The sequence below is a fragment of the Pseudomonas sp. 58 R 12 genome (assembly GCF_900005865.1).
Classification (GTDB): Bacteria; Pseudomonadota; Gammaproteobacteria; order Pseudomonadales; family Pseudomonadaceae; genus Aquipseudomonas; species Aquipseudomonas tritici.
This window is the reverse complement of sequence record NZ_CVTP01000022.1, coordinates 24,423-49,858: the sequence shown is the minus strand read 5'-3', so window position 1 is coordinate 49,858 and position 25,436 is coordinate 24,423. Positions and strand designations below refer to the sequence as shown.

21 protein-coding genes and 1 riboswitch are annotated in these 25,436 nt (G+C 60.7%); of the genes, 15 read left to right on the top strand and 6 right to left on the bottom strand.

Annotated elements, in window-relative coordinates; genetic code table 11:
- Nucleotides 1-120: 120 nt before the first annotated feature.
- A riboswitch (cobalamin riboswitch) is annotated at nt 121-321 on the top strand.
- A 91-nt stretch (nt 322-412) separates the two neighbouring features.
- The 4 genes from cobW to BFP95_RS20600 are packed head-to-tail and all read left to right on the top strand — an operon-like array spanning nt 413 to nt 6,893.
- Nucleotides 413-1,474 carry a cobalamin biosynthesis protein CobW gene (gene cobW, locus BFP95_RS20615; protein WP_065876393.1) on the top strand — a complete coding sequence of 354 codons (1,062 nt, stop codon included), beginning with the start codon at nt 413-415 and terminating at the stop codon, nt 1,472-1,474.
- Nucleotides 1,475-1,477: 3 nt separating this feature from the next.
- Nucleotides 1,478-5,239, top strand: coding sequence for a cobaltochelatase subunit CobN (cobN, locus tag BFP95_RS20610; RefSeq protein ID WP_065910626.1), 3,762 nt, complete (start codon nt 1,478-1,480; stop codon nt 5,237-5,239).
- On the top strand, nt 5,239-6,237 hold the full coding sequence (locus tag BFP95_RS20605; protein ID WP_065910625.1) for an ATP-binding protein: 999 nt from the start codon (nt 5,239-5,241) through the stop codon (nt 6,235-6,237). Before cobN ends, BFP95_RS20605 begins: the two co-directional genes overlap by 1 nt.
- A 53-nt stretch (nt 6,238-6,290) precedes the next feature.
- Complete coding sequence (locus tag BFP95_RS20600; RefSeq protein ID WP_065910624.1) at nt 6,291-6,893, top strand: vWA domain-containing protein; 603 nt, start codon at nt 6,291-6,293, stop codon at nt 6,891-6,893.
- 135 nt (nt 6,894-7,028) lie between these two features.
- Here BFP95_RS20600 and BFP95_RS20595 read toward each other — a convergent pair whose 3' ends face one another.
- Entirely contained in the window at nt 7,029-7,976 is a 948-nt protein-coding gene (locus BFP95_RS20595; RefSeq protein WP_065876389.1) for a DUF1853 family protein, read from the bottom strand.
- A 145-nt stretch (nt 7,977-8,121) separates the two neighbouring features.
- Between BFP95_RS20595 and BFP95_RS20590 the strand changes: the two genes are divergently transcribed.
- The 8 genes from BFP95_RS20590 to BFP95_RS20555 all read left to right on the top strand — a co-directional run bounded on the left by BFP95_RS20590 (nt 8,122) and on the right by BFP95_RS20555 (nt 16,472).
- Nucleotides 8,122-9,012 carry an NAD(+) kinase gene (locus tag BFP95_RS20590; RefSeq protein WP_003217892.1) on the top strand — a complete coding sequence of 297 codons (891 nt, stop codon included), beginning with the start codon at nt 8,122-8,124 and terminating at the stop codon, nt 9,010-9,012.
- On the top strand, nt 9,009-9,983 hold the full coding sequence (locus tag BFP95_RS20585; protein ID WP_371913935.1) for a metallophosphoesterase: 975 nt from the start codon (nt 9,009-9,011) through the stop codon (nt 9,981-9,983). Before BFP95_RS20590 ends, BFP95_RS20585 begins: the two co-directional genes overlap by 4 nt.
- Nucleotides 9,980-10,849 carry a rhomboid family intramembrane serine protease gene (locus BFP95_RS20580; RefSeq protein WP_065881589.1) on the top strand — a complete coding sequence of 290 codons (870 nt, stop codon included), beginning with the start codon at nt 9,980-9,982 and terminating at the stop codon, nt 10,847-10,849. The genes BFP95_RS20585 and BFP95_RS20580 overlap by 4 nt, the downstream gene beginning before the upstream one ends.
- 14 nt (nt 10,850-10,863) lie before the next feature.
- A complete protein-coding gene (locus tag BFP95_RS20575; protein ID WP_049708657.1) occupies nt 10,864-11,124 on the top strand; it encodes a YeaC family protein in 261 nt (86 codons plus the stop codon).
- On the top strand, nt 11,121-11,951 hold the full coding sequence (locus BFP95_RS20570; RefSeq protein ID WP_065876386.1) for a DUF2797 domain-containing protein: 831 nt from the start codon (nt 11,121-11,123) through the stop codon (nt 11,949-11,951). Before BFP95_RS20575 ends, BFP95_RS20570 begins: the two co-directional genes overlap by 4 nt.
- 14 nt (nt 11,952-11,965) lie before the next feature.
- Nucleotides 11,966-14,623 (top strand): aminopeptidase N, encoded by a 2,658-nt coding sequence (gene pepN, locus BFP95_RS20565; RefSeq protein WP_065910623.1) that lies wholly within the window; start codon nt 11,966-11,968, stop codon nt 14,621-14,623.
- Nucleotides 14,624-14,703: 80 nt separating this feature from the next.
- Nucleotides 14,704-15,807, top strand: a complete 1,104-nt coding sequence (zapE, locus tag BFP95_RS20560) for a cell division protein ZapE (protein WP_065876384.1) — start codon at nt 14,704-14,706, stop codon at nt 15,805-15,807.
- Between the two features lie 173 nt (nt 15,808-15,980).
- Nucleotides 15,981-16,472, top strand: coding sequence for a GNAT family N-acetyltransferase (locus BFP95_RS20555; protein WP_065876383.1), 492 nt, complete (start codon nt 15,981-15,983; stop codon nt 16,470-16,472).
- Nucleotides 16,473-16,569: 97 nt separating this feature from the next.
- On the opposite strand, the gene BFP95_RS20550 is transcribed toward BFP95_RS20555, so the two are convergent.
- The 4 genes from BFP95_RS20550 to BFP95_RS29595 form a co-directional block, all read right to left on the bottom strand.
- Complete coding sequence (locus tag BFP95_RS20550) at nt 16,570-16,773, bottom strand: hypothetical protein (protein ID WP_065881583.1); 204 nt, start codon at nt 16,771-16,773, stop codon at nt 16,570-16,572.
- A gap of 151 nt (nt 16,774-16,924) precedes the next feature.
- Nucleotides 16,925-19,150 carry a TonB-dependent siderophore receptor gene (locus BFP95_RS20545; RefSeq protein ID WP_065910622.1) on the bottom strand — a complete coding sequence of 742 codons (2,226 nt, stop codon included), beginning with the start codon at nt 19,148-19,150 and terminating at the stop codon, nt 16,925-16,927.
- A 114-nt stretch (nt 19,151-19,264) separates the two neighbouring features.
- Nucleotides 19,265-21,022: a phosphoethanolamine transferase CptA gene (locus tag BFP95_RS20540; RefSeq protein WP_065876380.1), complete on the bottom strand. Its 1,758-nt coding sequence runs from the start codon at nt 21,020-21,022 to the stop codon at nt 19,265-19,267.
- Between the two features lie 160 nt (nt 21,023-21,182).
- Complete coding sequence (locus BFP95_RS29595) at nt 21,183-21,362, bottom strand: DUF6026 family protein (protein ID WP_139113268.1); 180 nt, start codon at nt 21,360-21,362, stop codon at nt 21,183-21,185.
- Between the two features lie 270 nt (nt 21,363-21,632).
- Between BFP95_RS29595 and gnd the strand changes: the two genes are divergently transcribed.
- The 3 genes from gnd to BFP95_RS20525 are packed head-to-tail and all read left to right on the top strand — an operon-like array spanning nt 21,633 to nt 24,957.
- Nucleotides 21,633-22,616: a phosphogluconate dehydrogenase (NAD(+)-dependent, decarboxylating) gene (gene gnd, locus BFP95_RS20535; protein WP_065876379.1), complete on the top strand. Its 984-nt coding sequence runs from the start codon at nt 21,633-21,635 to the stop codon at nt 22,614-22,616.
- Nucleotides 22,613-24,136, top strand: coding sequence for a glucose-6-phosphate dehydrogenase (gene zwf, locus BFP95_RS20530; protein ID WP_065876378.1), 1,524 nt, complete (start codon nt 22,613-22,615; stop codon nt 24,134-24,136). The genes gnd and zwf overlap by 4 nt, the downstream gene beginning before the upstream one ends.
- Nucleotides 24,133-24,957 carry a Cof-type HAD-IIB family hydrolase gene (locus BFP95_RS20525; protein WP_065876377.1) on the top strand — a complete coding sequence of 275 codons (825 nt, stop codon included), beginning with the start codon at nt 24,133-24,135 and terminating at the stop codon, nt 24,955-24,957. Before zwf ends, BFP95_RS20525 begins: the two co-directional genes overlap by 4 nt.
- Nucleotides 24,958-25,023: 66 nt before the next feature.
- On the opposite strand, the gene BFP95_RS20520 is transcribed toward BFP95_RS20525, so the two are convergent.
- On the bottom strand, nt 25,024-25,284 hold the full coding sequence (locus tag BFP95_RS20520) for a hypothetical protein (RefSeq protein ID WP_065876376.1): 261 nt from the start codon (nt 25,282-25,284) through the stop codon (nt 25,024-25,026).
- Between the last annotated feature and the right edge of the window lie 152 nt (nt 25,285-25,436).

Genomic DNA, 25,436 nt, shown 5'->3' with positions numbered 1-25,436 from the left:
AATGCGCGTTACGGCGGCATTCCCCGCCATTTGTTCGCGGGCATATGGCGGGTTTGTTATTCGTGTTTCGTGATATTCAAGCAATCGCTACACCGACATTGACCGGCTGTCACTCACTGCGTAGCCTTGCACCTTCGAGGTTCTTCGGCCCAGGCCGAAGCTAAGAAGGGAACGCGGTCCAAGCCGCGGCTGCCCCCGCAACTGTGAAGGGTTTATCTGACTGCCACGCCACTGCCGATACGGCGGGAAGGCGCAGCCAGCGCCGGTCGCAAGACCCGCAAGCCCCAAGCCAGGAGACCTGCCTCGCAACCGATTTTCAATTCAACCGGGCGGGGTGATCCGGTGACGAAATCCGCTGCTGCGCGCCGTCGCAGGGCCTATCGTCCCGTATGCCCGCCCCAAAGGGCATCCGATGAAAACACTGGCCAAACTCCCTGTCACCATCGTTACCGGCTTTCTCGGCTCGGGCAAAACCACCTTGCTGCGTCATATGCTCGACAACGCCCAGGGCCGTCGCATTGCCGTGATCGTCAACGAGTTCGGTGAACTGGGCATTGACGGTGAAATCCTCAAGCAGTGTTCCATTGGTTGCACCGAAGAAGAAGCCAGCGGCCGCGTGTACGAATTGGCCAACGGCTGCCTGTGCTGCACCGTGCAGGAAGAATTCTTCCCAGTGATGCGCGAACTGGTCGCCCGTCGCGGTGACCTTGACCATATCCTGATTGAAACCTCCGGCCTGGCCCTGCCAAAGCCTCTGGTGCAAGCCTTCCAGTGGCCGGAAATCCGCAGCGCCTGCACCGTTGATGCGGTGATTACCGTGGTCGACAGCCCGGCCGTGGCCGCTGGCACGTTCGCGGCATTCCCGGATCAAGTGGATGCCCAGCGCAAACTCGACCCGAACCTGGACCACGAATCGCCACTGCACGAACTGTTCGCTGACCAACTGGCCAGCGCCGACCTGGTGATCCTCAATAAATCCGACCTGATCAGCCCTGAAGACTTGGCCCGGGTGCGCTTGGAAGTCGCCGAAGAGCTGCCGCCGGCGGTAAAGATCATCGAAGCCAGCAGCGGTCGCGTGCCGTTGGACGTATTGATTGGCCTGGGCGCTGGCTCTGAAGAGCACATCGACGGTCGTCACAGCCATCACGATCACCACCACGAGGGCGAGGACGATCATGACCACGATGCCTTCGACTCCATTTCCATCGACCTGCCGCAGGCTGACGAAGCGCTGCTGCTCGATGCGCTGACCCAATTGGTCGTGCAACACGGCATCCTGCGCGTCAAAGGCTTCGCCGCTATTCCGAACAAGCCGATGCGCCTGCTGATCCAGGGCGTGGGCACGCGTTTCGACAAACACTTTGACCGCGCCTGGGGCGCCGACGAAGCCCGCATAACGCGGCTGGTGCTGATCGGCCAGGCGTTGGACGCGGCGGGCCTTGAAGCGCAATTGCGCGCCGCCCTCAGCGTTTAACCCATGCACCTGCTCAGGACCCAGCCCGGTGGTTTCGTCTCGGACGACAATATTGCCGACCTTGGCCAAACCCCCGCTGAACTGGTGATCCTGTGCAGCGGCGATTCGAGCCTCGCACTGCTGGCCGAAGCGGCCCAGCACTTGCCGGACGATTACCCGACGTTTCGCCTGGCCAACCCGATGCAGGTGCAGAATCATGCCTCGGTCGACCTGTACGTCGATGAGGTGTTGCGCCACGCCAAGGTCATCCTGATTTCGCTGCATGGTGGCATTGGTTATTGGCGTTACGGCATCGAGCGTCTGGTGGAGTTGGCGGAACGCGGCGTGCAACTGATCCTGGTGCCGGGGTGTGATCGCCCGGACCCTGAGCTCAGCGGCTTGAGCACTGTTGGCGCACAGGCGCGTGACCGCCTGTGGCACTTCCTACGCCAGGGCGGCCTGGCTAACGCGCTGGATTTTTACCGCTGCCTGGCCAGTGCTTACCTGGGCCGCGACTATGCCTGGGCTGAACCGCAAACCCTGCCGCGCACGGCGATTTATCACCCGCGCAACGCCAATGCTCGCCTGAATGATTGGCAGGCGGATTGGAACGCTGATTGGCCGGTGGCGGCGGTGCTGTTCTACCGCTCGCATTTGCAGGCGGCCAATACCGGCTTTATTGATGTGTTCTGCCAGCGCTTGCAGGCGGCGGGGTTAAACCCGTTGCCGATGGCGGTGGCCAGTTTGAAAGAGCCCGGCTGCCTGACGGTTGTCGAGGATTGGCTGGATGAGGTCGGCGCGGCGGTGATCCTCAACACCACCGGTTTTGCCCAATCCAGCCCCGAAGCGCCGCACGTGCGTCCGTTTCGCCGCAATATTCCGGTGATCCAGGCGATCTGCGCCCAAGACAATCAGCCCGGCTGGGAGGCCAGTGCGCAAGGCCTCGGCCCGCGCGATCTGGCGATGCACATTGCGTTGCCGGAGCTGGACGGGCGCATCATCAGCCGGCCGATCAGCTTCAAGGACCTGGCCTGGCGCAGCGAGCGCAGCCAGTCGGATGTAGTGTGCTATCGGGCAGCGCCCGAGCGTATGGATTTCGTGGCTGAGCTGGCGCGGCGCTGGGTCGAACTCGCGCGGGTGCCGAATGCGCACAAGCGTATCGCATTGATCCTCGCCAACTACCCGACCCGCGATGGCCGTATCGGTAACGGCGTAGGCCTGGATACGCCTGCAGCGGCGCTGAATATCCTGCGTGCCCTGCAGGCCGAAGGCTATCCGCTGCCGGACACCTTGCCCGACAGCGGCACTGCACTGATTCATCAACTGCTGGGCGGTGTCACCAACGACCTGGACAGTCTCGACCTGCGTCCGTGCCATCAAAGCCTGGGCCTGGACGACTACGAGACACTGTTCAGTCGCTTGCCCGAGGCCAATCGCCAAGCGGTGATGGAGCGCTGGGGCACGCCTCATAACGATCCGATGTTCCGTGAAGGTCGCATGATGATCGCCGGTCTGCGCCTAGGGCTGACCTTCGTCGGTATCCAGCCGGCACGAGGTTACCAGGTGGACGCCAGCGCGGTGTACCACGACCCGGACTTGGTGCCACCCCATGGCTATCTGGCGTTCTACTTCTGGTTGCGCCACACCTACGGCGCCCACGGCGTGATCCACGTGGGCAAGCACGGCAACCTGGAGTGGCTGCCGGGCAAGGGCGTGGGCCTGTCGGAAAACTGCTGGCCCGATGCGCTGCTGGGCCCGCTGCCGAATATCTACCCGTTTATCGTAAATGACCCGGGCGAGGGCGCCCAGGCTAAACGACGCACCCAGGCGGTAATCATCGATCACTTGATGCCGCCGCTGACCCGCGCCGAAACCTACGGCCCGTTGCGTGACCTGGAGTTGTTGGCCGACGAGTATTACGAGGCGCAACTGCTCGATCCACGCCGCGCCCTGGAATTGCAGAAAGACATCCTCAAGCTGGTGCGCGAAACCCGTATCGACCAGGAGCTTGAGCTGGACAAGGACGCCGACGCCGCCATCTGGCTGCCGCGCCTCGATACCTACCTGTGCGACTTAAAGGAATCGCAGATCCGCGACGGCCTGCACATCTTTGGCGAGTCGCCTGAAGGCCGCTTGCGTATCGACACCTTGCTCGCCTTGCTGCGCATCCCGCGTGGTGACGGCCGAGGTCCGCAATCGAGCGTACTGCGGGTGTTGGCCAAGGCTTTCGAGCTGGACTTCGACCCACTCGACTGCGCCCTGGCCGAACCCTGGACCGGGCGTCGGCCCGACGTGTTGCTGAACATCGATGAGCAGTTGTGGCGCACCGCCGGCGATACCCGCGAGCGCTTGGAGTTGTATGCAGCGCGGTTGATCGAACAGGCGCTGGAAGGGCCGCTTGAACAGTTGGAAGCGCCCGGTTGGGAGGAGGTGAAGGCGGTGATTGAAAGTCTGCGCAAGGTGGTGGCGCCGTGCCTGGACGCCTGTGGCCCGGCAGAAATGCGCGGGTTGCTGGACGCCTTGAGCGGCCGCTTCGTGCCTGCCGGCCCCAGTGGCGCACCGAGTCGTGGGCGTTTGGATGTGCTGCCGACCGGACGCAACTTTTTCACCGTCGACGTGCGCAACCTGCCGACCACTACGGCCTGGCGCATCGGCTTCCAGTCGGCCAACCTGATTCTTGAGCGGCACCTGCAAGACCATGGCGACCACCTGCGCCAGCTCGGCCTGTCGGTGTGGGGCACCGCCACCATGCGCACTGGCGGCGACGATATCGCCCAGGCCATGGCGCTGATGGGTGTGAGGCCGGTGTGGGCGACGGGCAGCCAGCGCGTGGACGACTTTGAAATCCTGCCGATCAGCCTGTTGGACCGTCCGCGCGTTGACGTCACGTTGCGCGTGTCTGGCTTTTTCCGTGACGCCTTCGCCAACCTGATCCGCCTGTTCGACGCGGCGGTGCAGGCGGTGGCCGCGCTGGACGAACCAGACGACATGAACCCGCTGGCGGCCAAAGTGCGCAGTGAACGTGAGGCGTTGCTCAAGTCGGGCCTGGACGCCGAAGCCGCGGCGAAACAGGCCGGCTGGCGCATCTTCGGCGCGAAACCCGGTGCCTATGGTGCGGGTGTGCAGGGCGCGATCGATGGTCGCCTGTGGCAAAGCCGCGAAGACCTGGCCGAGGTCTATTTGAACTGGGGTGGTTACGCCTACGGCGGCTCCGATGAGGGCACCGCCGCCCGCGAGCAATTCGCCCAGCGCTTGAGCCAGGTGCAGGCGGTGTTGCAGAACCAGGACAACCGCGAGCACGACCTGCTCGACTCCAATGATTACTACCAGTTCCAGGGCGGCATGCTCGCCGCCGTGGAAACCCTGAGCGGCGAAAAGGCCGCCAGTTACCACGGTGACCACAGCCAACCGGACCTGCCGAAGATCCGAACGCTGAAGGAAGAGCTGAACCGGGTGATCCGTTCCCGCGCCGCCAACCCCAAGTGGATCGACGGCGTGAAGCGCCATGGCTATAAAGGTGCGTTTGAAATGGCCGCGACCGTGGACAATCTGTTCGCGTTCGATGCCACCACCGCGCTGATCGACGATCATCAATACGCCTTGCTCGCCGACGCCTACCTGCTGGACCCTGACACCCGGGCCTTTGTGCAACAGCACAATCCCGACGCCCTGCGTGACATGACCGAACGCATGCTGGAAGCGCAGCAACGTGGCCAGTGGCAAGAGCCGGGGGCTTATAAAGAAGCGTTGGAAAACCTGTTGCTGGATATAGAAGAAGACAGCTGATGACTGATATTCCACATTTTCCGCTGTCCGCCGTGGTCGGCGCCGACAACTTGAAGTTGGCCCTGTGCCTGACTGCCATCGACCCGAAGATCGGCGGCGTGCTGATCGAAGGCCCACGCGGCATGGCCAAGTCCACCTTGGCGCGGGGCCTGGCGGACCTGCTGGCCAGTGGTCAATTCGTCACCTTGCCCTTGGGCGCTACCGAAGAGCGGCTGGTGGGAACGCTGGACCTGGACGCCGCATTGGGCGAAGGCCGCGCGCAGTTTTCCCCCGGCGTCTTGGCCAAGGCTGACGGCGGCGTGCTGTATGTCGATGAAGTCAACTTGCTGGCCGATCACCTGGTGGACCTGCTGCTCGACGTGGCGGCCAGCGGCACCAACCTGATCGAGCGTGACGGCATCTCCCATCGCCATTCGGCGCGTTTTGTACTGATCGGCACCATGAACCCGGAGGAGGGCGAGTTACGCCCGCAACTGCTCGACCGCTTCGGTTTCAACGTGGCTTTGAGTGGGCAGACCCTGCCAGCCGAGCGCGGGCAAATCATCCGTCGTCGCTTGGATTTCGACAGCGACCCGGCGGCGTTCTGCGCGCACTGGGCAGCGGCCCAAGCCGCCCTGCGCGAGCGCTGCACCCAGGCGCGGGCGCGACTCGACACTATCGAACTGGATGACCAGGCACTGGCGCAGATCACCGAGCGGTGCTTTGCCGCCGGTGTCGATGGCTTGCGTGCGGATCTGGTTTGGCTGCGCGGCGCCAGGGCGCATGCGGCATGGCGCGGGGCGAATGCCATCGCCGAGGAAGACATTGAAGTCGTCGCCGAGTTTGCCCTGCGCCATCGCCGCCAGGCACCATCGCCGCCGTCCAATGCGCCGAGCGAAGGGCAGTCGCCAACGTCCTCCGACACGTCGCCGGGTCAAGGCCAATGGGGTGACATGCCCGCACCGGCCCTGCCCACGGGCGCACGCCGGGATGTACCCACCTGGCCAAAAAAGCCCTAGGCATTCGCCCTCGACCTGACGCGGGGGCGGATGCCCGGCCCAAGGCAGGGCGGCTGGATAGAGGCAGGCACGGTAGGGCACGGAGTGCGAAACAGGGTTCGATCAATTGGCCGGGCACTTTGCTCGATGGCCGGCCGCAATCGCGAGAGGATCTACGGTTTCACCTGCGCAGTCGCTCGCCCCATGAATTATGGCTTGTGATTGTCGATGCGTCGGCGTCGACCCGGCGCCATCGTGCGCTCACCGATGCCAAAGGTTTGCTGGCCCAGTTGTTTGATGACGCCTACCGCCAACGCGCGCGGATGGCCTTGTTGACGGCCAGCGGGCAATCGCCCAAATGGCAGGTACAGGGGCTGAAAGCGGCGAAGGGTTTGGCCGGATGGCTGGACCAGTTGGGGGCGGGCGGGGGCACGCCGTTGCTCGCGGCGCTGACTGAGGCTGGGCATTGGCTGGCGGTGCGACGTGAGCGGTTTCCGACTGAGGAGCAGCGGTTGTTGGTGATTACCGATGGCCGGCTTAAGGATGTCGCAGGACTGCCGTTGCTGGAGTGCTCGGGAGTGTTGATAGATATCGAGCGTGGGCCGATCCGGTTGGGCCGGGCTCAGGAATTGGCGGCCGGGTTGCAGCTGGATTATCGGCATATCGATAGCGTGTAGTGAGCGGGCTTGCCCCGCGCTGGGCTGCGAAGCTGCCCCAAAATCAGGCACCACGGTTTTCCTGACAAAAAACGGTTGCCTTATTGGGTCTGCTTCGCAGCCCAGCGCGGGGCAAGCCCGCTCACTACAAATCCTTCAGCCTGCCCCCGGCACATTCGGCCAAAGATCCGCCACCAGAAACAGCCGCTCAGCCTCTTCCCAATCCTCACCCACCTGAACCAGCCGCACTAATAGCTGCGCTGGCGCCATCGGATCCAAGTCCGCCAGCCAACCCTGCATCTGCTCTTCACTCCATACGTCATCCACCGGGTAATGCGCCGGCGCCAGCCATGCATGCCGAGGCAGGGGTTGCCAGCGGCCGGGTGCGCTGGCGCTGACAAATGCCCGCCAGTCGCGCTGATGCAACCAGCGCCCACGCAAATGCTGCGGGTGGGCACCCACGGGTGCCTGCGCTTCACCGGGCCAGGGATACAGCAAATACCCGCCCAGCCACAAATGCGCATCGAACTGCTGGATATCCAGCGCCGCCAACACCTCGCGGCTCTCCGCCCGCGCCGAGATTGGCAATTGGTGCTGGGCCAGATGCGCCAGCTTGCGATCCAGCCGATCATGACAGCCCGGCCCCAGCCACTGCGCCGTGTCCTGGCCGTCGCCGTCCTGCGGCCCCAGATAGAGTTTGATCGCCAGTTCCAAGTGATGCACGCCATCGCGGTCGCGCAGCAACATATCCAGCTCGCCGAGGGTATGCCCGGCGCGACGGATCGGCAGGTTGGCGGCCAGCAACTCCACGCCCGGCGCGTGCTGCACGGCGAACTGCCATAACCGCTCGTAATAAAGCCCAAGACGACGGGTACGGGCCAGGCTCAGCCAGTGTTGCAAGGGGCTGCTGTCGTGATCGAGTGCACGTAACCATTGTTCGAGCAGGTGCGGCGCTTGCACCCAGTCACTGCCGGCCAACGGGTGGCGTTGCGGCCACGGCGTCTGCGCCAGCATTGGCGGGGCGAGCATCACCCACGCCAGGTCGCGCACTTCAGGGTGGCGCAGCTGGCGGGGCAGGGTGTGCAGATCCGGGAACACAGTCATGGTCCGAGCATAGCCTTTTAACGGTGGCGCAGGTGGCTGAGAACCGTTGTCATCAAGGGTTCATGGCGACAAAGGATTTTGCCTGGGGCGGCCTTTCGCCCATAATCGTTTTTTTTTGCCCCACCCCAAATCCCGCAGGAGCCCCATGGAGCAATTTCGCAATATCGGCATTATCGGTCGCCTGGGCAGTACCCAGGTGTTGGACACCGTCCGCCGGCTGAAAAAATTCCTGCTGGAACGCCACCTGCATGTGATCCTCGAAGACACCATCGCCGAAATCCTCCCCGGCCACGGCCTGCAAACCTCGTCGCGCAAGATGCTCGGCGAAGTCTGCGACATGGTCATCGTGGTCGGTGGCGACGGCAGCCTGCTCGGCGCCGCCCGGGCCTTGGCGCGGCATAATGTGCCGGTGCTGGGGATCAACCGGGGTAGCCTGGGGTTTCTCACCGATATCCGCCCGGATGAGCTGGAAGTCGAAGTGGCCAAGGTGCTCGACGGCCACTACCTGGTGGAAAACCGCTTTCTGCTGCAGGCCGAAGTGCGCCGCCACGGCGAAGCCATCGGCCAGGGCGATGCGCTCAATGACGTGGTGCTGCACCCCGGCAAGTCCACGCGAATGATCGAATTCGAACTGTATATAGACGGCCAGTTCGTGTGCAGCCAGAAGGCTGACGGCCTGATCGTCGCCACGCCGACCGGCTCCACCGCCTACGCGCTGTCGGCGGGTGGCCCGATCATGCATCCCAAGCTGGATGCCATTGTGATCGTGCCGATGTATCCCCATATGTTGTCCAGCAGGCCCATCGTGGTCGACGGCAACAGTGAGCTGAAAATCGTGGTGTCCAAAGACATGCAGATCTACCCGCAGGTGTCCTGTGACGGTCAGAACCATTTCACCTGCGCGCCCGGTGACACCATCACCGTGAGCAAGAAGGCACAGAAGTTGCGGTTGATCCACCCGCTGGACCACAACTATTACGAAGTGTGCCGCACCAAGTTGGGCTGGGGCAGCCGCTTGGGGGGTGGAGGCGACTGATGCTCGATCCCGCGCGTAGCTACGACCTGATTGGTGACGTGCACGGTTGCGCCCATACCCTTGAGCACTTGCTCGAGCGGCTGGGGTACCACAAGCAGGGCGGCACCTGGCGTCATCCTTCGCGTATGGCGGTGTTCCTCGGCGATATCATCGACCGTGGCCCGCGTATCCGCGAGGCGTTGCATATCGTCCACGACATGGCCGAGGCTGGCCAGGCGCTGTGCATCATGGGTAACCACGAGTTCAATGCGCTGGGCTGGAGCACGCCAGCGCCGCCGGGCAGCGGCAAGCAGTTTGTGCGTGAACACAACCCACGGCATGCACGGTTGCTCCAGGAGACGCTGACCCAGTTCGAACACCACCCGGCCGACTGGCACGACTTCCTCGGCTGGTTCTATGACATGCCGCTGTTTGTCGACGCCGGGCGTTTCCGCGTGGTCCACGCGTGCTGGGATGACGGGTTTATCCAGCCGCTGCGCGCGACCTTCCCGGACGGCTGCATCGACCAGCACTTCCTGCAGGCCGCCGCTGTCCCGGGCAGTTTTGCCTGCAATGCGTTCGACCGCCTGCTGCGCGGCACCGACATGCGCCTGCCGGATGGCCTGACGCTGACCGGCGGCGACGGCCTGACGCGCTCGTTCTTCCGCACCAAGTTCTGGGAAGACGACCCCAAGACCTACGGCGACATCGTGTTCCAGCCCGACGCACTGCCGGAGCCGGTAGCACGCACGCCGTTGTCGTCCACTGAAAAGAATTCCCTGCTGCGCTACGGCGTCGACGAGCCTTTGCTGTTCGTCGGCCATTACTGGCGCAGCGGCAAACCGGCGCCGATCCGCCCGAACCTGGCCTGCCTGGACTACAGCGCGGTGCTGTACGGCAAGTTGGTGGCGTACCGCCTGGATCAGGAAACCCGCCTGGATCCGCGTAAATTTGTATGGGTCGACGTTGAGCGGCCCGAGGTCATTACATGAGTACTGTGGCTGTATTGCGCCTGCCGCTGAGCGTCGACCTGGGTGGCTTCGTGAAGTTGCTGCAACGCATGCAAGTGCCCCATCGCATCAGCGAGGAAGCGGGCGAGCAAGTGTTATGGGTGCCCGAGACCATCAGTGACGACGTGCGCGTGCTGTATCAGCGCTTTCCTGCGGGTGATCCGGACCAGCAATTGGATATTCCTGAACAGGCGCCGGTCAAGCGCCCGGGTTTTGTCGAGCAATTGCGGCATAGCCCGGTAACGGCGTTGGTGCTGCTGGCGAGCATCATCGTTGGCGCGGTGACCTTGCTTGGCGAAAACCTGCAAGCCATGAGCTGGCTGACGTTCCTGCCGTTTCGCATTCTCGGCGAGTACATCCAGTTCACGCCGCTGGCCGAGACACTGGCCTCGGGCCAATGGTGGCGGCTGGTTACGCCGATGCTGATCCACTTCGGCATCCTGCACCTGGCCATGAATGGCATGTGGTATTGGGAGCTGGGCCGGCGCATCGAAGCGCGCCAGGGCAGTATCAACCTGCTGGGGCTGACGCTCTTGTTCAGCCTGGTCTCCAACTACGCTCAATACGCCTATGGCGGCCCCGGGCTGTTTGGCGGTTTGTCCGGCGTGTTATATGGCCTGCTTGGGCATTGCTGGATTTTTCAACTGCTGTCGCCGAACCCGGCGTATCGCCTGCCCCGTGGCGTGCTGGCGATGATGCTGATTTGGCTGGTGCTCTGTATGTCCGGGCTGATCTCGATGATCGGCTTCGGCGAAATCGCCAACGCTGCCCATGTCGGCGGCCTGGTTATCGGTTGCTTGACCGGCTTGCTGGGCGGGTTGTACAGCCGCCGCAAATCGTCTATTTGATAAGGAAGAGCCTCATGTCCTCTTTTGCTGAAATGATTGAAAACATCACCCCGGACATCTACGAGAGCCTCAAGCTCGCCGTGGAAATCGGCAAGTGGTCCGATGGCCGCAAACTGTCCCCTGAACAGCGTGAGCTGTCCCTGCAAGCCATGATCGCCTGGGAACTCCAGAACTTGCCGGAAGACCAGCGCACCGGCTACATGGGGCCGCAGGAATGCGCGTCCAAATCCGCGCCGGTGCCGAACATCCTGTTCAAGTCGGACGCGATCCATTGATTGAAATTGGACGTGGTGCAGTCAGCAAGATGTCGGCGCAACTCGGTGAGCCGACCGTTCAATACGCGTTTCGCCTGGGCGATGCCGAGGTGCCAGTCAACCCGTTGATCGGCACGCACATTCGCCTGGAATACTTGGGTGCCATCCATTGCAGCCATTGCGGCCGCAAGACCAAGACCAGCTTCAGCCAGGGGTATTGCTACCCGTGCATGACCAAGCTGGCCCAGTGTGACCTGTGCATCATGAGCCCCGAACGTTGCCATTACGATGCCGGCACCTGCCGCGACCCAGGCTGGGGCGAGAAATTCTGCATGACCGACCACGTGGTCTACCTGGCGAATTCGTCGGGGATCAAGGTCGGCATCACCCGTGCCACTCAACTGCCGACGCGCTGGCTGGACCAGGGCGCGAGCCAAGCGCTGCCGATCATGCGCGTGGCGACCCGCCAGCAATCCGGTTTCGTCGAGGACGTGCTGCGTAGCCAAGTGGCCGACAAGACCAACTGGCGCGCGCTGCTCAAAGGCGATGCCCAGCCTGTCGACCTCAAGCACGTGCGCGACGAACTGTTCGCCTCCTGCGCCGAGGGCCTGCTGAGTTTGCAGGAACGCTTTGGCTTGCAGGCCATCCAAACGATTGCCGACATCGAACCGATCGAAATCCGCTACCCGGTCGAGCAGTATCCGACCAAGATCGTCAGCTTCAACCTGGACAAGAACCCGATTGCCGAAGGCACGCTGCTGGGGATCAAGGGCCAATACCTGATCTTCGACACCGGCGTAATCAACATTCGCAAGTACACGGCCTATCAGCTCGCCGTGCATCAGTAAAAAGGATGCCACCCATGCGCACCGAACAACCGAAGATGATTTACCTGAAGGACTATCAGGCGCCGGACTACCTGATTGACGAGACGCACCTGACCTTCGAGTTGTTCGAGGACCACAGCCTGGTCCATGCGCAACTGGTGATGCGCCGCAACCCGGAGCGCGGCGCCGGTTTGCCGCCGCTGGTGCTGGATGGCCAGCAACTGGAGCTGTTGAGTGTCAACCTGGCCGATCAGGAACTGACGGCCGATGATTATCAACTGACCGACAGTCACCTGACGGTGCATCCGCAGAGTGCGACGTTTACCCTGGATACCACGGTAAAAATCCACCCGGAAACCAACACCGCCCTGGAAGGCTTGTACAAGTCCGGCAGCATGTTCTGCACCCAGTGCGAAGCCGAAGGCTTCCGCAAGATCACTTACTACCTTGACCGCCCAGACGTGATGAGCACGTTCACCACCACGGTGATCGCCGAGCAACACCGCTATCCGATCCTGCTGTCCAACGGCAACCCGATCGCCAGCGGCCCCGGCGAAGACGGCCGCCACTGGGCGACCTGGGAAGACCCGTTCAAGAAGCCTGCCTACCTGTTCGCCCTGGTGGCCGGTGATTTGTGGTGTGTTGAAGACACCTTCACCACCATGACTGACCGCACTGTGGCGCTGCGCATCTACGTCGAGCCGGAAAACATCGACAAGTGCCAGCACGCCATGACCAGCCTGAAAAAATCCATGCGCTGGGACGAAGAAACCTACGGCCGTGAGTACGACCTCGACATCTTCATGATCGTCGCGGTGAACGACTTCAACATGGGCGCCATGGAAAACAAGGGCCTGAATATCTTCAACTCCAGCGCCGTGCTGGCCCGCGCCGAAACCGCCACCGACGCCGCGCACCAGCGGGTGGAAGCGATCGTTGCCCACGAATACTTCCACAACTGGTCGGGCAACCGCGTGACCTGTCGTGACTGGTTCCAGCTGTCGCTCAAGGAAGGCTTCACGGTATTCCGTGATTCGGGCTTCTCGGCTGATATGAACTCGGCCACGGTCAAGCGCATCCAGGATGTGGCGTACCTGCGTACCCACCAGTTCGCCGAAGACGCCGGCCCCATGGCTCACGCCGTGCGCCCGGACAGCTTTATCGAAATCTCCAACTTCTACACCCTGACGGTGTACGAAAAGGGCTCGGAAGTGGTCGGCATGATCCACACCCTGCTCGGCGCCGAAGGCTTCCGTAAAGGCAGCGACCTGTATTTCGAACGCCATGACGGCCAGGCTGTGACCTGCGACGACTTCATCAAGGCCATGGAAGATGCCAACGGCGCCGACCTGACTCAGTTCAAACGCTGGTACAGCCAGGCCGGTACGCCACGCCTGGCGGTGAGCGAGTCCTACGACGCAGCGGCCAAGACCTACAGCCTGACCTTCCGCCAGAGCTGCCCGGAAACCCCGGACAAGGTAGAGAAACTGCCGTTCGTGATCCCGGTGGAATTGGGCTTGCTGGACGGGAAGGGCGCGGGTATCGCCTTGCGCCTGGCCGGTGAAGCGGTTGCGGGCGGCACGTCGCGTGTGATCTCGGTGACCGAGGCCGAGCAGACCTTCACTTTTGTCGATATCCCTGAGCAGCCTTTGCCTTCGCTGCTGCGCGGTTTCTCGGCGCCGGTGAAGCTGAGCTTCCCGTACAACCGCGATCAACTGATGTTCCTGATGCAGCATGACAGCGATGGCTTCAATCGTTGGGATGCCGGTCAGCAGCTGTCGGTGCAGGTGTTGCAGGAGCTGGTTGGTCAGCATCAACAAGGCCAGGCGTTGAAGATGGATCAGCGCTTGATCACCGCGCTGCGCAGCGTGTTGAGCGACGAACGCCTGGACCAGGCGATGGTGGCGGAAATGCTATCGTTGCCGGGTGAAGCCTACCTGACCGAAATCAGCGAAGTGGCGGATGTGGATGCCATCCACGCCGCCCGTGAGTTTGCGCGCAAGCAACTGGCCAACAACCTGCATGAAGAACTGTGGCTGCGCTACCAGGCCAATCGCGAGCTGTCCAAGCAAACGCCGTATGTGGCTGCGGCTGAGCATTTTGCCCGTCGCGCGTTGCAGAACATCGCGCTGTCGTACCTGATGCTCAGCGGCAAGCCGGAAGTCCTGGCCGCGACGCTTGAACAGTTCGACAGCAGCGACAACATGACCGAGCGCCTGACCGCGCTGGCGGTGCTGGTGAATTCGCCGTTCCAAGCGGAGAAGGCCCAGGCGCTGGCCGTGTTTGCCGAAAACTTCAAGGACAACCCGCTGGTCATGGACCAGTGGTTCAGCGTTCAGGCCGGCAGCACCTTGCCGGGTGGGCTGGCGCGGGTCAAAGCGTTGATGGAACACCCAGCGTTCACGTTGAAGAATCCGAACAAGGTTCGCGCCTTGATCGGCGCCTTTGCCGGGCAGAACCTGATCAACTTCCACGCAGCGGACGGCTCGGGTTATCGCTTCCTGGCGGACTTGGTGATCGAGCTCAATGCCTTTAACCCGCAGATCGCTTCGCGCCAATTGGCGCCACTGACCCGTTGGCGTAAATACGACAGCGCGCGCCAGGCGCTGATGAAGGCGGAGTTGGAACGCATTCGTGGCTCTGGCGAGCTGTCGAGTGATGTGTTTGAGGTGGTCAGCAAGAGCCTTGCCTGAGTCACTGCACTGAAGGAAAAAACGGCCTGTCGGGCCGTTTTTTACGGCTGTAGATTTCTCCGTAGGTCATAATGGCGGGCATGACTTCTGACTCGCCCCTCGCTGCCTACCAATACGCCATTGCCCAACAGGGCTTCGTTGCCGACGACGCCCAGCGTCGCGCGGTGGACGCGTTACAAACCTGCCATGAAGCCCTGCATAAAGGCCGCACGCCGATCACCGGCGTATACCTATGGGGCCCGGTCGGCCGTGGCAAGACCTGGCTGATGGACCAGTTCTATCAAAGCCTGCGGGTGCCCGCGCGACGCCAGCATTTTCATCACTTCATGAAGTGGGTGCACCAGCGACTGTTCCAGCTGACCGGCACCCACGATCCGTTGCAGGCGCTGGCCCGGGAGCTGAGCGCGGAGGTGCGCGTGCTGTGCTTTGACGAGTTGTTTGTAAGTGATATCGGTGACGCAATCATTCTCGGGCGCTTGTTTCAAGTCATGTTCAAGGAAGGCGTGGTGATGGTGTGCACCTCTAACCAACCGCCTGACCAGTTGTATGCCGATGGCTTCAACCGCGATCGACTGTTACCGGGCATTGCGGCGATAGAGCAGCACATGCAGGTGGTCGCGGTCGATGGCGCTGAGGATCACCGTTTACACCCAGGCGTTGGCATTCAGCGCTATTGGGTGAATCAGCCCGACGCGCTGGCAGATGTGTTCAGACAGTTGGCCCCAGGGCAGGCGGTGCATAGCGGACCGGTCGTTGTCGGGCATCGTTCCATCGTCGCCGTGCAGTCTTGCGACACCGTGCTCTGGTGCCGCTACGCCGACCTGTGCGAGCAACCTCTGGCGGCGATGGACTTCATGTTGCTGTGCGATCGCTTCAAGGCGATCCTGCTGGGCGAGGTGCCTGACCTTAGCGCGCAACAACGCCCGGGCCGCATAGCCCGTGGCACCGAAGACGGGGCCCAGCGCATAGCGGCCGGGGATCGTGAATTGCCGCAGCTGTCGGTGCGTGATAACGGCGTACGTCGGTTCATTGCTTTGGTGGATGAGTGCTACGACCGCAGGGTGCCTTTGTATGTGGAGGCTCAAGTGCCGTTGGAGTGCCTCTACACCGAGGGTTACCTGGAATTTCCTTTCCGCCGCACCCTGAGCCGCTTACGAGAGATGCAGTTGCAGCGTTACGGCTGAAGCGTGTGCGAAAAGATCCGCAAATGAATGATTCGCGCTTTTTTACCGGCGCAACCTTCGCGTTTTCAAACGCATATTTGTAGTTAATCTCCTTCAGCAGGCGGTGCTTCCACGCTTACAATTGGGCCTCTCAAAGGGAACCGAATCCCTTGTTGCCGTTATCGAGGAAGGAAATGGACACCCCTGACATCCTGGTGCTGCAAGCCAGCTACACCAACGCCGTGCATGCCGAAGCCATCTCGCTGGTGCTCAACCATTACGCCGAAGATCCGATGGGGGGTGGGCACAGCCTGGACCCGGATTTGCTAGCGCAACTGCCGGCCGAATTAGCCAAGCGTGCGCACGCGTTCAGCGTGTTGGCGTTTGTGAATGGAGAGCCGGCGGGGTTGGTGAATTGTTTTGAAGGTTTCTCGACCTTCGCCTGTCGCCCATTGGTCAACGTCCATGACGTGGTGGTAATGGATCAGTTCCGTGGCTTGGGCTTGAGTCAGAAAATGCTGCAGAAGGTTGAGGAAATCGCCCGTCAACGCGGTTGCTGTAAGATTACCCTGGAAGTGCTTGAGGGCAATGAAGTAGCGAAGGCCGCGTACCGCAAGTTCGGATTTGATGGCGCTAAGTTTGATCCCGCGTATGGCGCCATGTTGTTTTGGAATAAGTCGCTGTAAAAAACAGGGGTTTGACGGGCAATAAAAAAGGCGCCATTACATGGCGCCAAGTTAATCTTTGTCAACGGAGCGGAATGACAAAGAGTATTACAGTACATCAACTTTTTGGTTGCTGTGCGTCATCGCTTTTCGAGTTTTTTACATCGCTGGAGGCCGTTTGCTCGGTTGTGCCGTGCGCCTTGTCCTGCATGAAATTAAAGTTAGCGTAAAACTCTTTGGAACGCTCTGAACCGCCTTCGGCAAAGGCGGCGGCGGAACTCAAGGTCATTAAGCCAGCAAGCATCAGCGTCGAGATTTTCATTGTCGGTATTCCCATAAAGTGTGATCGGTGTCTGTTCTCTTGGATCAGACTCGTGGGGCCGATTATGTGCAGGGTGGATTAAGCGAAGCTTAACGGGATAGCCGCCAACCTTAACGATTTTGTTAAGCTTGGCGGTCATATAAGCTGTATTTTAAAGCTTCCAATCCAGCGCAAGCGTGATAGCGCGCGGGTCGCCCCAATAAACGCCGTTATAGAAGCCGACGCGTTCGTAATATTTTTTATCAAATAGATTATTGACGTTGATCGACGCCGAAACGTGTTCGTCGAACTGGTAGCGGGACATCAGGTTGACCACTGCGTAGGCCTGCTGGGTGATCTTCGCCCGTTCGGTGACCAGCCGATTACCGACACGTTGCCCTGTAGGCCTGTCGCTGAACTCATAGATATCGCTCTGCCAGTTGACGGCCCCCCCCACCGTCAGGTTTCGCCACGTCCCCGGCAAACGGTAGGCGCTGGACACCTTCAGCAAATTCAATGGCTGCCCGGTGTTGTTGCGCTTGTCCGAGCCATTAACGGAGTGGGTGTAGGTGTAGCCCGCCGTCAGGTTCCAGTCCGGCATCACTTCGCCGGCAACCTCCAATTCGAAGCCGTTGACCTTGTTACCTTTGCCGCCGGACTTGTAGTACTCCTCACCCGTGGTCGGGTTAGGCAGGGCCGATTCATCCCGCTCAGCGACGTTGTCCTGTGTGCTCCAGAAGTACGCTGCCGCCACGTTCAAGCGTTCTTTCAGCAAACTTCCCTTGAGACCCACCTCATAGTTGCTGCCCACCACCGGTTCCAGGTACTTGCGGTTGACGTCCTTGAGGCTTTGCGGCTTGAAGATGTCGGTGTAGCTGGCGTAGACGGTGTATTCCGGCGTGATGTCGTAGAGCAGGCCGGCGTAAGGCGTCCACAGGTCATTGTGGGTCTGGCGAGTCTTGTTGGCCGCGATCAACTGATCATCGTCACCGTATTCGGGCGTCGCGCTCTCCAACGCCCAACTGCCATAGCGGCTGCCCAGTACGGCGTGCAAGCGCTCGGTGAGACTCAAGCGCGTGGCCAAGTAGCCGGCTTTCTGTTGCTTGCTGCTGTGTTCACCCTTGAGGTCGGTAACGGTGTCGCCGAACTTGCCAATCCCGCCCATGTATTTCCAGTCGTCGATCGTGTAGTAGCCACCTGGGATGCTGCTGCGCATCACTGGGGACACGTCCCGCTGCGTGGCCTCGCCATAACCCATCATCAGTGCATGTTCGCGGCCCAGCAACGCGTAGCTGCCGGCAAGGTTGAGGTCGACAGCTTCCATTCTTGAGGTGCCACGCATGTGGCTGGCCCAGGCAGTCATGCCGCTGCGGTCGTCATTGGGGAAACCCGCGCCGCCGTAGTACACCTTGCCATCCGTGTCGCTCTGGCGATGGGTATAGGCTGCCTTTAAATGCCAATCACCGCCCAGCCGATGATCGAGGCTGGCGAAGGTTGTCTTGTCGGTCAGCGGCCAGGAACTCCAGTGCGCCGCCATATTGGTCGAGCGCGACAGCCCGGCCTTGCCACCCTGGCTATTCCAGTAAGGCACGGTGCCCCAGGACGTGCCTTGCACTTGCTTGTTCTGGTAATCAAAACCTACGGCCAGTACGGTTTCATCTGATAAATCTGCTTCAAGAATGCCGTAGCCAACCGCCCGTTGCAGCGCGTAGTTATCACGCAAGGATTGGCTGTCGCGGTAGGCCAGCACCGTGCGCCCGCGCAGCTTGCCGTCGAATGCCAGCGGACCGCCCACATCCATGTAGCTGTAGTAGTTGTCGTAGCTGCCGGCCTTTACCCCGGTTTGCGCCTGCCATTGAGCGGTAGGGCGCTTGCGCACCATATTGACCGTGGCGGAGGGGTCGCCGGCGCCGGTGGTCAAGCCGGTGGCACCACGAACCACCTCGATGTGGTCGTAGATGATGGTGTCGGCATCGGATTTCATGTAGCCAAAGGTGTTGAGCATCCCATCAATCTGGTAGTTGCTGATGCCATAACCACGCGAGGAGTAGGAGACGCGGTCGGAGTCGTTGTGCTGAACGTTGACCCCCGTGGTCTGGCGCAGCACCTCTGTCAACGTATTGAGATTGAAATCATCCATCTGTTGGCGAGTGATCACCGAGATCGACTGCGGGGTTTCCTTGACGGACAGGTTAAGGCGGGTGGCGGTACTCATCGAACCGGTCGTGTAGGCGCCCGTGTGTTCAGTGGTGGCGCCAAGGCTTTCGGCGGTGATGCTCGTGGCGCCCAGTTCGAACGTTTTCTGTTCGGGGTCGGTTTCAGCCAACAGATCCGGGCTCGCGACCACGCTGAAGAGGCCGAGGGTGAAGGTCATGGAGCGGGTAAGAGGCGCAAACATCGCAGAAGACTCCTTGTCGTCTTTTTGGCCTTTCCGGTCGGGAAAGGCCATGGTTCAAAGACGAAAGGAGTGGGCGAACTTTAGGCTTAAACGAGAATGATTGTTATCTTTCTGTTACGGCGCCGGCTGTTCCTGGAACACTACGTCAGCCGGGCTTACCTTTTTCGGCTTGATCAGGCTGAAGTCAATCAGGGGTTTTTGTTGGCGCAGGTAGGGGTTGCCTATCATCTGTGGGCGTGCCGTGAAGCTGTCGCTCACCAGGCTTTTCGTACGGTCCAACTCGTTGAAACTCAGGCCGGCGAGGTCGGCCCACGTATGAATCAGCTGCGAGCTGCTGTAAGGCCGTTGCAAGTCGCCGGCAAAGCTCCAGTCGTGGTTTTCACGCCATTTTGGTGAGGCGTAGGCCATGAACGGAATGGTGTACATCGGCGCCGTCGGCTTGCTTTCGTTGCGTCCCAGCGTGCTGTGGCCCGCCGAGTCGAACACGTCTTCGCCGTGGTCCGACAAGTACAGCAGGAAACCGTTTGGATCGGTCTTGGCGTAGTCCTTGATCAGGCTCGACACCACAAAGTCGTTGTAGAGCACGGCATTGTCATAGCTGTTGTAGGTGGGCAGTTGATCGTCGGTCACCCCAGCCGGCACGCCCTGGCGGTCGGTGAATTTATCGAAGGTCTGCGGGTAGCGATACTGGTAGCTCATGTGGGTGCCCAACAGGTGCACCACGATGAACTTACGCTCGGCCGGGTCGGCCAGGGCCTTGGAAAACGGCGCCAGTACGTCGCCGTCGTATTGACGGGCGTTCTGGTTGCGGTTGTTGTTCAGGTACACCTGCTCGTCGGCCTGTTCGGAAAAGGTCGTGAGCATGGTGTTGCGCTTCGTCATGGTCTGTTGGTTGGTGATCCAGTAGGTCTTGTAGCCGGCCTGTTTCATCACGCTGACAATGGATGGCGTCTTGAGGTACAGGTCCGGGTTCTCTTCGTCAGCGAAGGTCAATACCTGTTGCAGCGCTTCGATGGTGTAGGGGCGCGGGGTGATGACGTTGTCGAACACCGCCAGTTGGTCGCGCAGTTTGTCCAGCTCCGGCGTGGTGTTACGCGGGTAGCCGTAGAGGCTCATGCGCTGACGGTTGGTGGACTCGCCGATCACTAGGACCAGGGTTGATGGCTGGCCGGCCATGCTGTCCTTTAGGTTTGTGAGGGGCGGGATCTGGCTGGCGCTGTCGAGCATGCCTTGCATGTTGTCCAACTGCTCGGTGTAGCGGCGGTAGGCGACGATCATCTGCCACGGCACCGCGGGTTCGATGCGCGATTCAAAGCGGTCGATGGCATCGTCCATTGTGTCGCTGCGGGCGATCTGCTTGACCAGCGGGTAACCAATGACGCCCACCAGGATCGCCGTGGCTGCGAGCAGCGCCTGGCCACGTGGCAGATACACCGGGCGTACGCGGGTCCATAGGAAAATGGCCACGGCGGTGTGGGCGATGAACGCAAGCACGATCCACCAAGCGAAATATTGGGTGGCGTATTCACCGGCTTCAGAGATGTTCGACTCGAACATGATGAAGATGACGCTTTGGGAAAATTCCTGCTGGTAGATGAAGAAATAGCCCAGGCTGGCCATGGAGCAGGCCCACAGGACTACACCGATCAAGGCGGCGAACAAGCGTGTACGGCGGGGGAATATCAGCAGTGGCGCCAGCCAGATCGCACTCATGAAGAACGCTTGGCGAAAACCACTGAAACCAGAGGTGCCACTGAGCTGAATCAGCAGTTGGGTAATACCCGAGAAGTACCAGAAAAACAGGAATAGCCAGCCAAGACCGGCCCAATCAAAGCTTTTCGCAGACTTGGTGCTGCGTTCGAACATCGCCATCCAGCGCTCCAACCCGATAATTTTTCAGTCGACGCGCAGGGCTGCGCGCAACAGAGGCCACCCTTGCATGGGGTGGCCCTTCGGGCGGGAGTATCGGGAGGGACGTGTGAAAACTTTGTGAGATTTTTGTAGGTGTAATCTTACAAAGTGATGACGGGGTTTAGCAGAGCGCTGGCTGGGCGCCGGAAGGCTGATCCAACTGGGCCTGGATGATGTGCGAACGCAGGCGTATGACTTCCTGCTGCAGTTGTTCGCGTTCGTCTTTCAACTGGCGCAGCTCGTCGCGTCGAATGGTGACGTAGAGGGTCTGTGGCGGACGGTTCATCTGTGCAGTGCTCATTGCTTACCTCGCAAATAGCCAGTGTGTCGCGGTGTGCCAGAACGCTTGAGTCGAGGTTCTCGGCAGCAGTCAGGGCAATTCTGAATTCTTTTTGCGAGCAATGGAACTTTTTTATTTTTGAAGGTCGTGTGACTTTTTGTGCAGTGATGCTGAAATGATGGCAAATTTTTTGTCATGAAACTACAGGTATCCGCGCTGGACTAACCCTCATTAGCCTCATTGCGCTATAAACTATGTCACACATTTTTTAGTAGTTAGGAGCATCAGCACATGCAACTGGGGATTATTGGACTAGGCCGCATGGGCGGGAATATTGCACGGCGCCTGATGCTCAATGGGCATACCACCGTTGTTTACGACCGTAACGAAGCATTTGTAAAAGGCTTGAGCGAAGAGGGCGCCACTGGCGTTGCTGACCTTAAGGCCCTGGTTGCCGGGCTGCAAAAGCCACGCACCGTGTGGGTAATGTTGCCGGCAGGCGCGCCTACCGAAGACACCATCAACGAACTGAGCACACTGCTGGAAGACGGTGATGCAATCATCGACGGCGGCAACACCAACTATAAGGACGACGTTCGCCGGGCCAAGGCGCTGGCGGAAAAAGGCCTGCACTATGTCGACGTCGGTACTTCCGGCGGCGTCTGGGGCCTGGAGCGTGGCTACTGCATGATGATCGGTGGCGATACCGGGACCGTGCAGCGCCTTGATCCTATCTTCAAGAGCCTGGCCCCGGGCCTGGGCAACATTCCGCGCACCAAGGACCGTTCTGCCAGCGCTGACCCTCGCGCCGAGCAGGGCTATATCCACGCCGGCCCTGCGGGCTCCGGGCATTTCGTCAAGATGATCCACAATGGCATCGAATACGGGATGATGCAGGCGTTCGCCGAGGGTTTTGACATCCTCAAGACCAAGAATTCGGAAAACCTGCCGCAAGACCAGCGTTTCGACCTGAACGTTGCCGATATTGCCGAAGTCTGGCGCCGTGGCAGTGTGGTGTCGTCCTGGCTGCTGGACCTGACCGCCGACGCCTTGGCCACCGACCCGAAACTCGACGGTTACTCCGGTTCCGTTGCCGACAGTGGCGAAGGCCGCTGGACCATCGAAGCCGCCATGGAACAAGCCGTGCCAGTGCCCGTACTGTCCACCTCGCTGTTCGCCCGATTCCGCTCGCGCCAGCAGAGCACGTACGGTGACAAAATGCTCTCAGCCATGCGCTTCGGCTTTGGTGGTCACGTGGAGACTTCCAAAAAATGACCGCCAACGGCAAAAAAACCAAGGCCGAACCCGCACCTCCGACCACCTTGTTTCTGTTTGGCGCCCATGGCGACCTGGTCAAGCGCCTGCTCATGCCGGCGCTGTACAACCTCAGTCGTGATGGGCTGCTGGGCGACGGCTTGCGCATCGTCGGCGTTGATCACAACGCGATCAGCGACGCCGATTTCGCCAAGAAACTCGAAGACTTCATTCGCACCGAAGCGGCGAGCAAGGTCAAGGGGAATGCGGATAACGCCCTGGACCCACAATTGTGGGCGCAGTTGGCCAAGGGCATCAGCTACGTCGAGGGTGATTTTCTCGACGACAGCACCTACGCCGACATCGGCAAGAAGATCGCCGACAGCGGCACCGGCAACGCGGTGTTCTACCTGGCCACCGCACCGCGTTTTTTCAGCGACGTGGTGCAGCGCCTGGGCAGTGCTGGCCTGCTGACGGAAACCGATGACAGCTTCCGTCGCGTGGTGATCGAAAAACCTTTCGGCTCCGACCTGGCCACCGCCGAAGCGCTGAATGCCAGCCTGCTCAAAGTGATGAGCGAGAAGCAGATCTATCGCATCGACCATTACTTGGGCAAGGAGACGGTGCAGAACATCATGATCAGCCGTTTCTCCAACGTGCTGTTCGAAGCGTTCTGGAACAACCATTACATCGACCACGTGCAAATCACCGCCGCCGAAACCGTCGGCGTTGAAACCCGTGGTAATTTCTTCGAGAAGACCGGCACCCTGCGCGACATGGTACCCAATCACTTGTTCCAACTGCTGGCAATGGTGGCGATGGAGCCACCTGCCGCCTTTGGTGCCGACGCCGTGCGCGGTGAAAAAGCCAAGGTGATTGGCGCCGTACGCCCCTGGTCATTGGAAGATGCGCGGACCAACTCGGTACGCGGGCAGTACACCGCCGGTGAAATCGGCGGTAAGCCACTGCCGGGTTACCGCGAAGAAGCCAACGTTGCACCTGACAGCAGCACTGAGACCTTCGTCGCCCTCAAGGTGATGATCGACAACTGGCGCTGGGTCGGCGTGCCGTTCTACCTGCGCACCGGCAAGCGCATGAGCGTGCGCGACACCGAAATCGTGATCTGCTTCAAGCCGGCACCCTATGCACAGTTTCGCGATACCGAAGTCGATGAGCTCAAGCCCACCTACCTGAAAATCCAGATCCAGCCGAATGAAGGCATGTGGTTCGACCTGCTGGCAAAAAAGCCCGGGCCGACCCTGGACATGGCCAACATCCAGCTGGGTTTTGCCTACAAGGACTTCTTCGAGATGCAGCCCTCGACCGGGTACGAAACCCTGATCTACGACTGCATGACCGGCGACCAGACCTTGTTCCAGCGTGCGGACAACATCGAAAACGGCTGGCGCGCCGTGCAGCCCTTCCTCGATGCATGGCAGGAAGATGACGGGATCCAGGCCTACAAGGCGGGTGAAGATGGGCCTGCAGCCGCCGATGCGTTGCTGGCCCGTGATGGCCGTGCCTGGCACAGCCTCGGATGAGTGATGCAGCGATTCATCCCATCCGTTTTATCCTCAGTGATGTGGACGGCACGTTGTTGCATCCTGATCACAGCCTCAGCCAGCGCACTGCCGATGCCGTGCGCGCCTTGCGCGACAGTGGGGTGTTTTTCAGCCTGGCCAGCGGGCGACCGCCCAAGGCCATGCTGCACCTGATCGAAACCTTCGGCATCGATGTGCCGGTGGCGGGCTTTAACGGTGGCACGCTGATCAACCCGGATGGCAGCATCCTGGTCGCCCACCATCTGCCGGCAGAAGCGGCGCTGGTCACCCTGGCGCTGTTTTCAGCGGAGCCGGAGGTGGAAGTGTGGGTGTTTGCCGATGGCGACTGGCTGCGCCGTGACCCGCCAGGGCCGATGGAGCAGCGCGAAGCCGATGGTCTGGGATACGGGCCGGTAGTGGTGGAGAGTTTTGAGCCGTACCTGGACCGGATCGACAAGATTGTCGCTGCCAGCAACAACACGCAATTGCTGGTGGAGCTGGAAGCGCAGCTGCAGCCCAAGGTGCAGGGGTTGGCCCAAGTGTCACGCTCGCAACCGGTGTACCTGGATGTCACCGCGATGTTGGCCAACAAGGGCGAGGCCTTGAAAACCCTGGCGGCGCACCTTGGGGTCCCCTTGGAGCAGACGGCGGCTATCGGCGATGGTGGCAATGACCCGGCGATGTTTCATGTAGCCGCGTTATCGATTGCCATGGGGCAGGCTGAAGAAACCGTCAAGCGCCAGGCCAGTGTGGTCACTGGCAGCAATCTCGAAGACGGCGCTGCCGAAGCGATCGAGCGGTTTATTCTCGCGAAGCGATAAGCGGTTTTCGCTCTAACACTGAACTTGCGCTCATTTAAACCGATGAGCGCAAGTTACAGCGTTGGATTACTTGGGCATTGCCCAGGATTGCAACTGATGGCCATCTTTATCGAGCTCGGCACGGGCTTGCAACAGCAAGTTTTCCAACTGCGTCGGGTCGGTATAGGCACTTGTGGGCAGTTGTTTGCTGCCGATGCGGGTATTGGTGCGGTCGATGACACTCAGGCTCAGGGCGCCGTTGCCATCGTGCCAAGCCACGCACTGAAAGGGTTGGAAGGCACGGTCTGCGATCAAAAGAGCTTCGTTGATGCGGAGCGGGGCGTTCATGTGGGTTCTCTCTCATTGCCCATTCAAGTGAGTGCCGGCGGTTGGGCTGACCGTGCGGCGGGTTACTTGTACTGATGCACGATGGCCGGGTACGGGTCACATATTAGAACAACTATTTTCAACATTTAGTGATTAACGTCATGTAAGCGGCT

Coding starts and splice junctions, on each gene's coding strand:
- cobW (WP_065876393.1), top strand. CDS start 413: ATGAAAACACTGGCCAAACTCCCTGTCACCATCGTTACCGGCTTTCTC.
- cobN (WP_065910626.1), top strand. CDS start 1,478: ATGCACCTGCTCAGGACCCAGCCCGGTGGTTTCGTCTCGGACGACAAT.
- BFP95_RS20605 (WP_065910625.1), top strand. CDS start 5,239: ATGACTGATATTCCACATTTTCCGCTGTCCGCCGTGGTCGGCGCCGAC.
- BFP95_RS20595 (WP_065876389.1), bottom strand. CDS start 7,976: ATGACTGTGTTCCCGGATCTGCACACCCTGCCCCGCCAGCTGCGCCAC.
- BFP95_RS20590 (WP_003217892.1), top strand. CDS start 8,122: ATGGAGCAATTTCGCAATATCGGCATTATCGGTCGCCTGGGCAGTACC.
- BFP95_RS20580 (WP_065881589.1), top strand. CDS start 9,980: ATGAGTACTGTGGCTGTATTGCGCCTGCCGCTGAGCGTCGACCTGGGT.
- BFP95_RS20575 (WP_049708657.1), top strand. CDS start 10,864: ATGTCCTCTTTTGCTGAAATGATTGAAAACATCACCCCGGACATCTAC.
- pepN (WP_065910623.1), top strand. CDS start 11,966: ATGCGCACCGAACAACCGAAGATGATTTACCTGAAGGACTATCAGGCG.
- zapE (WP_065876384.1), top strand. CDS start 14,704: ATGACTTCTGACTCGCCCCTCGCTGCCTACCAATACGCCATTGCCCAA.
- BFP95_RS20555 (WP_065876383.1), top strand. CDS start 15,981: ATGGACACCCCTGACATCCTGGTGCTGCAAGCCAGCTACACCAACGCC.
- BFP95_RS20550 (WP_065881583.1), bottom strand. CDS start 16,773: ATGAAAATCTCGACGCTGATGCTTGCTGGCTTAATGACCTTGAGTTCC.
- BFP95_RS20545 (WP_065910622.1), bottom strand. CDS start 19,150: ATGTTTGCGCCTCTTACCCGCTCCATGACCTTCACCCTCGGCCTCTTC.
- BFP95_RS20540 (WP_065876380.1), bottom strand. CDS start 21,022: ATGGCGATGTTCGAACGCAGCACCAAGTCTGCGAAAAGCTTTGATTGG.
- BFP95_RS29595 (WP_139113268.1), bottom strand. CDS start 21,362: ATGAGCACTGCACAGATGAACCGTCCGCCACAGACCCTCTACGTCACC.
- gnd (WP_065876379.1), top strand. CDS start 21,633: ATGCAACTGGGGATTATTGGACTAGGCCGCATGGGCGGGAATATTGCA.
- zwf (WP_065876378.1), top strand. CDS start 22,613: ATGACCGCCAACGGCAAAAAAACCAAGGCCGAACCCGCACCTCCGACC.
- BFP95_RS20525 (WP_065876377.1), top strand. CDS start 24,133: ATGAGTGATGCAGCGATTCATCCCATCCGTTTTATCCTCAGTGATGTG.
- BFP95_RS20520 (WP_065876376.1), bottom strand. CDS start 25,284: ATGAACGCCCCGCTCCGCATCAACGAAGCTCTTTTGATCGCAGACCGT.